6 protein-coding genes and 1 pseudogene are annotated in these 4,234 nt (G+C 56.5%); 6 read left to right on the forward strand and 1 reads right to left on the reverse strand.

From position 1 onward, the window contains the following. The 6 genes from POTG_RS12000 to POTG_RS12025 form a co-directional block, all read left to right on the forward strand. The coding region (locus POTG_RS12000) for a GT-D fold domain-containing glycosyltransferase (RefSeq protein ID WP_157273429.1) at window positions 1-896 on the forward strand (896 nt) is incomplete at its 5' end. After that, window positions 886-2,205, forward strand: coding sequence for a glycosyltransferase family 2 protein (locus tag POTG_RS12005; protein WP_232282286.1), 1,320 nt, complete (start codon window positions 886-888; stop codon window positions 2,203-2,205). The genes POTG_RS12000 and POTG_RS12005, both read left to right, overlap by 11 nt. A 137-nt stretch (window positions 2,206-2,342) precedes the next feature. Further along, window positions 2,343-2,630 (forward strand): hypothetical protein, encoded by a 288-nt coding sequence (locus POTG_RS12010; RefSeq protein ID WP_009225097.1) that lies wholly within the window; start codon window positions 2,343-2,345, stop codon window positions 2,628-2,630. A 25-nt stretch (window positions 2,631-2,655) separates the two neighbouring features. Then, complete coding sequence (locus POTG_RS12015) at window positions 2,656-3,012, forward strand: hypothetical protein (RefSeq protein ID WP_009225098.1); 357 nt, start codon at window positions 2,656-2,658, stop codon at window positions 3,010-3,012. Next, entirely contained in the window at window positions 3,009-3,356 is a 348-nt protein-coding gene (locus tag POTG_RS12020) for a hypothetical protein (RefSeq protein WP_009225099.1), read from the forward strand. The genes POTG_RS12015 and POTG_RS12020 overlap by 4 nt, the downstream gene beginning before the upstream one ends. Further along, window positions 3,320-3,688 carry a hypothetical protein gene (locus POTG_RS12025; RefSeq protein ID WP_036645147.1) on the forward strand — a complete coding sequence of 123 codons (369 nt, stop codon included), beginning with the start codon at window positions 3,320-3,322 and terminating at the stop codon, window positions 3,686-3,688. Before POTG_RS12020 ends, POTG_RS12025 begins: the two co-directional genes overlap by 37 nt. 181 nt (window positions 3,689-3,869) lie before the next feature. Here the strand turns inward: POTG_RS12025 and POTG_RS24820 are convergent. Then, a pseudogene (locus POTG_RS24820) lies at window positions 3,870-4,234 on the reverse strand (transposase); the annotation flags it as partial.

Consider the following 4,234-nt stretch of genomic DNA (forward strand, 5'->3'; position numbering starts at 1 on the left):
CCTGGTCTGCGGCGGAAGCGGAGCGGGTTCGCGCCGCCGCCTTCGAGGCCGGCTACCGCGAAGGTTTGTTTGAAGGCGGGGAAGCCAAGCTGGGCCGCTTAATTCCCCGCTATATGCTGCTGCCCGAAATCTGGGTGGACGACGTCATTGCCGCGGGTTTCCCGACCGTCGCCGGGCAGCTTTATCCGCTGCTTACGCCAGCAGAGGTGTTCGCCGCTGCGGAGGGGGCGCTGCGGGAAGGCCGGCCGCTGTCGATTGTCCGTCTCGGCGACGGAGAACTGCTCACCTTGGCGCACGATACGGTAATTTCCACCGAGGAAGCGCTCCGCCGGGGGGCTTTTTTGCCCTATGCAGGCGTGCATTTGCCCGATCCAGCAGCGCGCGAAGCGTTAGCAGCCGCGATAAGGACTGCGGATATTATCGGGGTTCCGGAATCCCGGCATCCTTCCTATCAAGGGCTGTTGTTCCCGGTGCTGCGCCACTATGGAATCGATTACCGCGGTTTACGCTTGACCACTTCAACCGTGAATTATGAATTAAATGCCGGAGGTTATTTAACGAGACTGCTGCATGGCCGGCGAGTCTTGCTGATCGGGAATCAGGCGGAAGTGTTGGCGGGATTTCTTGGGCAGCGCAGCGTGCAGGTTGTTGGTTGGCTTGCTCCGGTGCAGGGTGTAGCCGATGTGCCGAGAGTCGCGATGCGCCTCCGGGAATTTCCGGACTTTGATCTGGCTTTGGTTGCGGCCGGAGTGGCTGCCGTGATGATCTGCACACGGCTCTCCGGAGAGCTGGGCAAAGTGGCGCTGGATATGGGACATTTAGCCGACAAACTGATAAAAGGCGAGGCGGCATGGCCGCAGCTCGGGGAGGTGCACATCGGTGCAAATGGAGTTTGACGGAAAAACCAAGATGCAAGCTAGACTCGGTTCGGAAACCTACGAGCAAGGATACGTTGCCGGCTATGCTTACGGAGTTCAAGAAGGCTACCGAGCATTTGCTGACCGCCAGGAAATCACGAGTATCATCATACCGACCTATGATCGCAGAGACCTGCTGCTGCAGTGCTTGGATCATATCGATCGATATACGTCTACACCGTATGAGGTCATTATCGTTGACAACGGATCGACCGATGGAACGGCGACAGCGGTTCGGCGGCGGCCGGGTCGGGTGCGGCTGGCGGTGTATCCGCAGAACCTGGGGTTCGCCCGCGCCGTAAATACCGGGCTGATGATGGCCAAGGGGAATACAATTGTGCTTCTGAACAACGATGTACTGGTGACGGAGCGCTGGCTGGATCAACTGCTGGCATGCCTTCGTCAGTTTCCTCAAGCAGCCGCAGTTGGGCCGGTAACGAATTACATCAGCGGCGAGCAGCAAATTGACGTTCCCTATGAGGACGTGGCGGATATGCCGGCTTTTGCTGCTTTGTACAACCGTTCGGATCCGATGAAGTGGCGCATGACCGATCGGCTGGTAGGGTTCTGCGTAGCCTTTCCGCGAGCGACGCTGGAGCAAGTTGGTTATTTCGACGAAGGATATGAGATCGGCAATTTCGAGGACGAGGATTGGGTCGCCCGATTGCGCCTGCAAGGAAAGAAGCTGGTGATCGCTGAGGACACCTTCGTCCATCATTACGGAAGCATGACGATGAAAGGATTAGGCAATCAGCAGTTTCAGGAAGTGAATACCCGCAACCACCATTTCTTTCGTGAAAAATGGGGAGATTTGCACGCCCTCTATGCGAGGATGACCGATTGGCGCGAGGAACGGACGCTAAGGGCGGCCGATTTCTTCCCGACTCACGTGCGGGTTCGGGATGTAAAGGGAGGCGTACACTGGCTGGAGCATGGTGTTCGCCATCCTGTGCATCCGGCGGCGGCTGACACGATGCCGGTGCCGCTGCGGCTGTCTGTGCTGGATCTGGTCCAGCTGCCCGTCGGCCCGGCCCGTTCAGCGGAGCAGCTGGCTGGTTTAAGCAGCGGAATGCCGACCGAAGCGGGCTTAACGGACGGCATCGTAGTCGCCAGCAGTGGACGGTGGTATCAAATTGATCGGGGGCAACGGCGGGAGATCATCTCGGAATACACGCTCAGCGCATGGGGGCTTACGCCTTCGGTAACCGTACCGGAAAACGTAGTGGCCGCCTATCCCGAGGGGCTGCCGATTCTGCCTCCGCAACGCATCGTGAGTGAGGATTTATAGGCTGAAACGAGCCGGCTCTACAGGAACGCGCTTATTCGTACCGGCATATGTTATTGGAGGGCATCCTGGGGCTGGTGTCCGAAGTCCGCTAATCAGAGCGCGGCGTAAAGGCCGGCCTAAGTTGAGGAGGAGTCAGAGTGGAGCAAAAAATTTCTGAGATCATCGTGCACATGGCCCACTCTCACCAGCAGATGGCGCGGGTGATCGATGCGGAACGACAAGTTGCTGTACGCATGGCGCAGATCGTGCATGCGATTCCCGACGCCGAGCCAGCGTTCGATGGGACGCCCGGCATATTGGAGAATTCGGGTCGGATCAACAAAAGCGTGATCTCCTACTTAAATGCCATTGCCGATTTACAGGAAGCGATGGCCGAGAATTTGAGCCATGTGATGAAGCAATTAAAGGTCCAAGAAGAAGAGTGAGGTTAATGAAGCGGGGTATGATGCCATGAGCAGGGAACAGGCTTATCTGAACATGCTGGATGCGGCCGCGAAAATCCAGTGGAATGTCGCGATGATACTGGAGGCCAAGGCGGTCGAGTCCGAGAAGGTGCGCAACTGGATATTGAATCATGTGCTGGAGAGCAGTTTCGAGGATCACGAAAAGCAGCTGTCCGACCCGCTGGAGGTTCACGATCAACTCGTGGAGGTGATTGAGGGCCTGACCAAGCTGCAAAATGGGCTGTGCAGCAACCTGAAAACGGTGCTTCCTCCCGATGTGACAGAAGGCAGCGGCGATGGCCTGGACGGAGGATTCGGCGGATTGTTCGACGGTGGTGATTTTGATCTGGAGGCAGGCAAATGACGAGGTTCCCCCTTCAGGCCGGGGAGGAGGCGAAACTCCGGTTAGTTGATGCCATAAGCCAAAGCCAGAAGGCGATGGCGCGGATTCTCGGCAGCCTCGCCGATGTGACCGAACTCTCCCCGGACGCCGCAAGGCATATTGCCGGAAATATCGATAAATTGACCAAATATCAAGAAGCGATGGCTCGCACGGTTTGCGGGTTAACTTTTCATCGCGTCAAATATGGAACTCCTTCGCCGCCATGGATGATGGACGCTTGTTATGCAGCATACGACGTTACCCGAGGAGAACAGGAGGAAGAAGAAGGATGGCAAAAAACAAACTCCGGCGTACCCGCCGTGTAAAGCCGCGTACGGCGAGAAAAGTCCGGATCCGCAGAAAACGGAAGCTGACCCTAAGGCGGAGAAGTAAGACGATCCTTGCCCGCCGCAAGCGTCGCAAGGCGGTGCACAAGCCGCGTACACATCGCAGAAGAAGACGGAGATTAAGACGCCGGCGCACCGCTCTGACGGTCCCAGCAGCAGGGGTTGCGGAGCCTGTAGCGGAACAGGCAACGCCCGAAGACAAGACGATTTACGATCAGGCCTATAACGAGGCTTATCAAGAAGGGTTTAACAGCGGCTTCGCCCAAGGCTACGAGGATGGGCATAAGATGGCCTATAAGGATCAAGTCTAATAAGGATCAAGTCTACCATCACCGTTGTCGGTTTATCCGGCAGCGGTTTTTTCATTACGGGGGAGGGGGACATAGTCTCTCTCCGCCCCTTTTTAACCATTATCCCTTTGCATCAGGGAGTGAAGAGAAAGGGGAGAAGTGCGCAGTTTAAAAATCTCGACGCGTACCTCGATTAGCAGGTTTACGCCGCTGCTGCGAGGAACGGCTTCTGACCACGTGCGATTAACTGGCGGTAAGGGATCGCTGGAATGGACAAGCACATCTGTAGCAGTTTCTGGCGCATTTCTTCCTCGGAACAGGACATGCGCAGGTGACGGCGGACGGTGTACTCATTCAAATACGCCTGCAAATGTGTTAACCCCAAGGCGACATACGTGCGTCTGATCGACTCCCTTGCTTGTCTCACGACTCTCCGTAAGGGCAGATACATCCGATAAACGAAAGGGAACCACCGCTTGGTTGAGGTATGGACGTCTACATGTTTGTTGATGAACGCGACGAGATCGCACCGGGTAGCCCATTGCTCGCTTCCTCTTTTATGTGATA

This window comes from Paenibacillus sp. oral taxon 786 str. D14, from assembly GCF_000159955.1.
Lineage (GTDB): Bacteria > Bacillota > Bacilli > Paenibacillales > Paenibacillaceae > Fontibacillus > Fontibacillus phoenicis.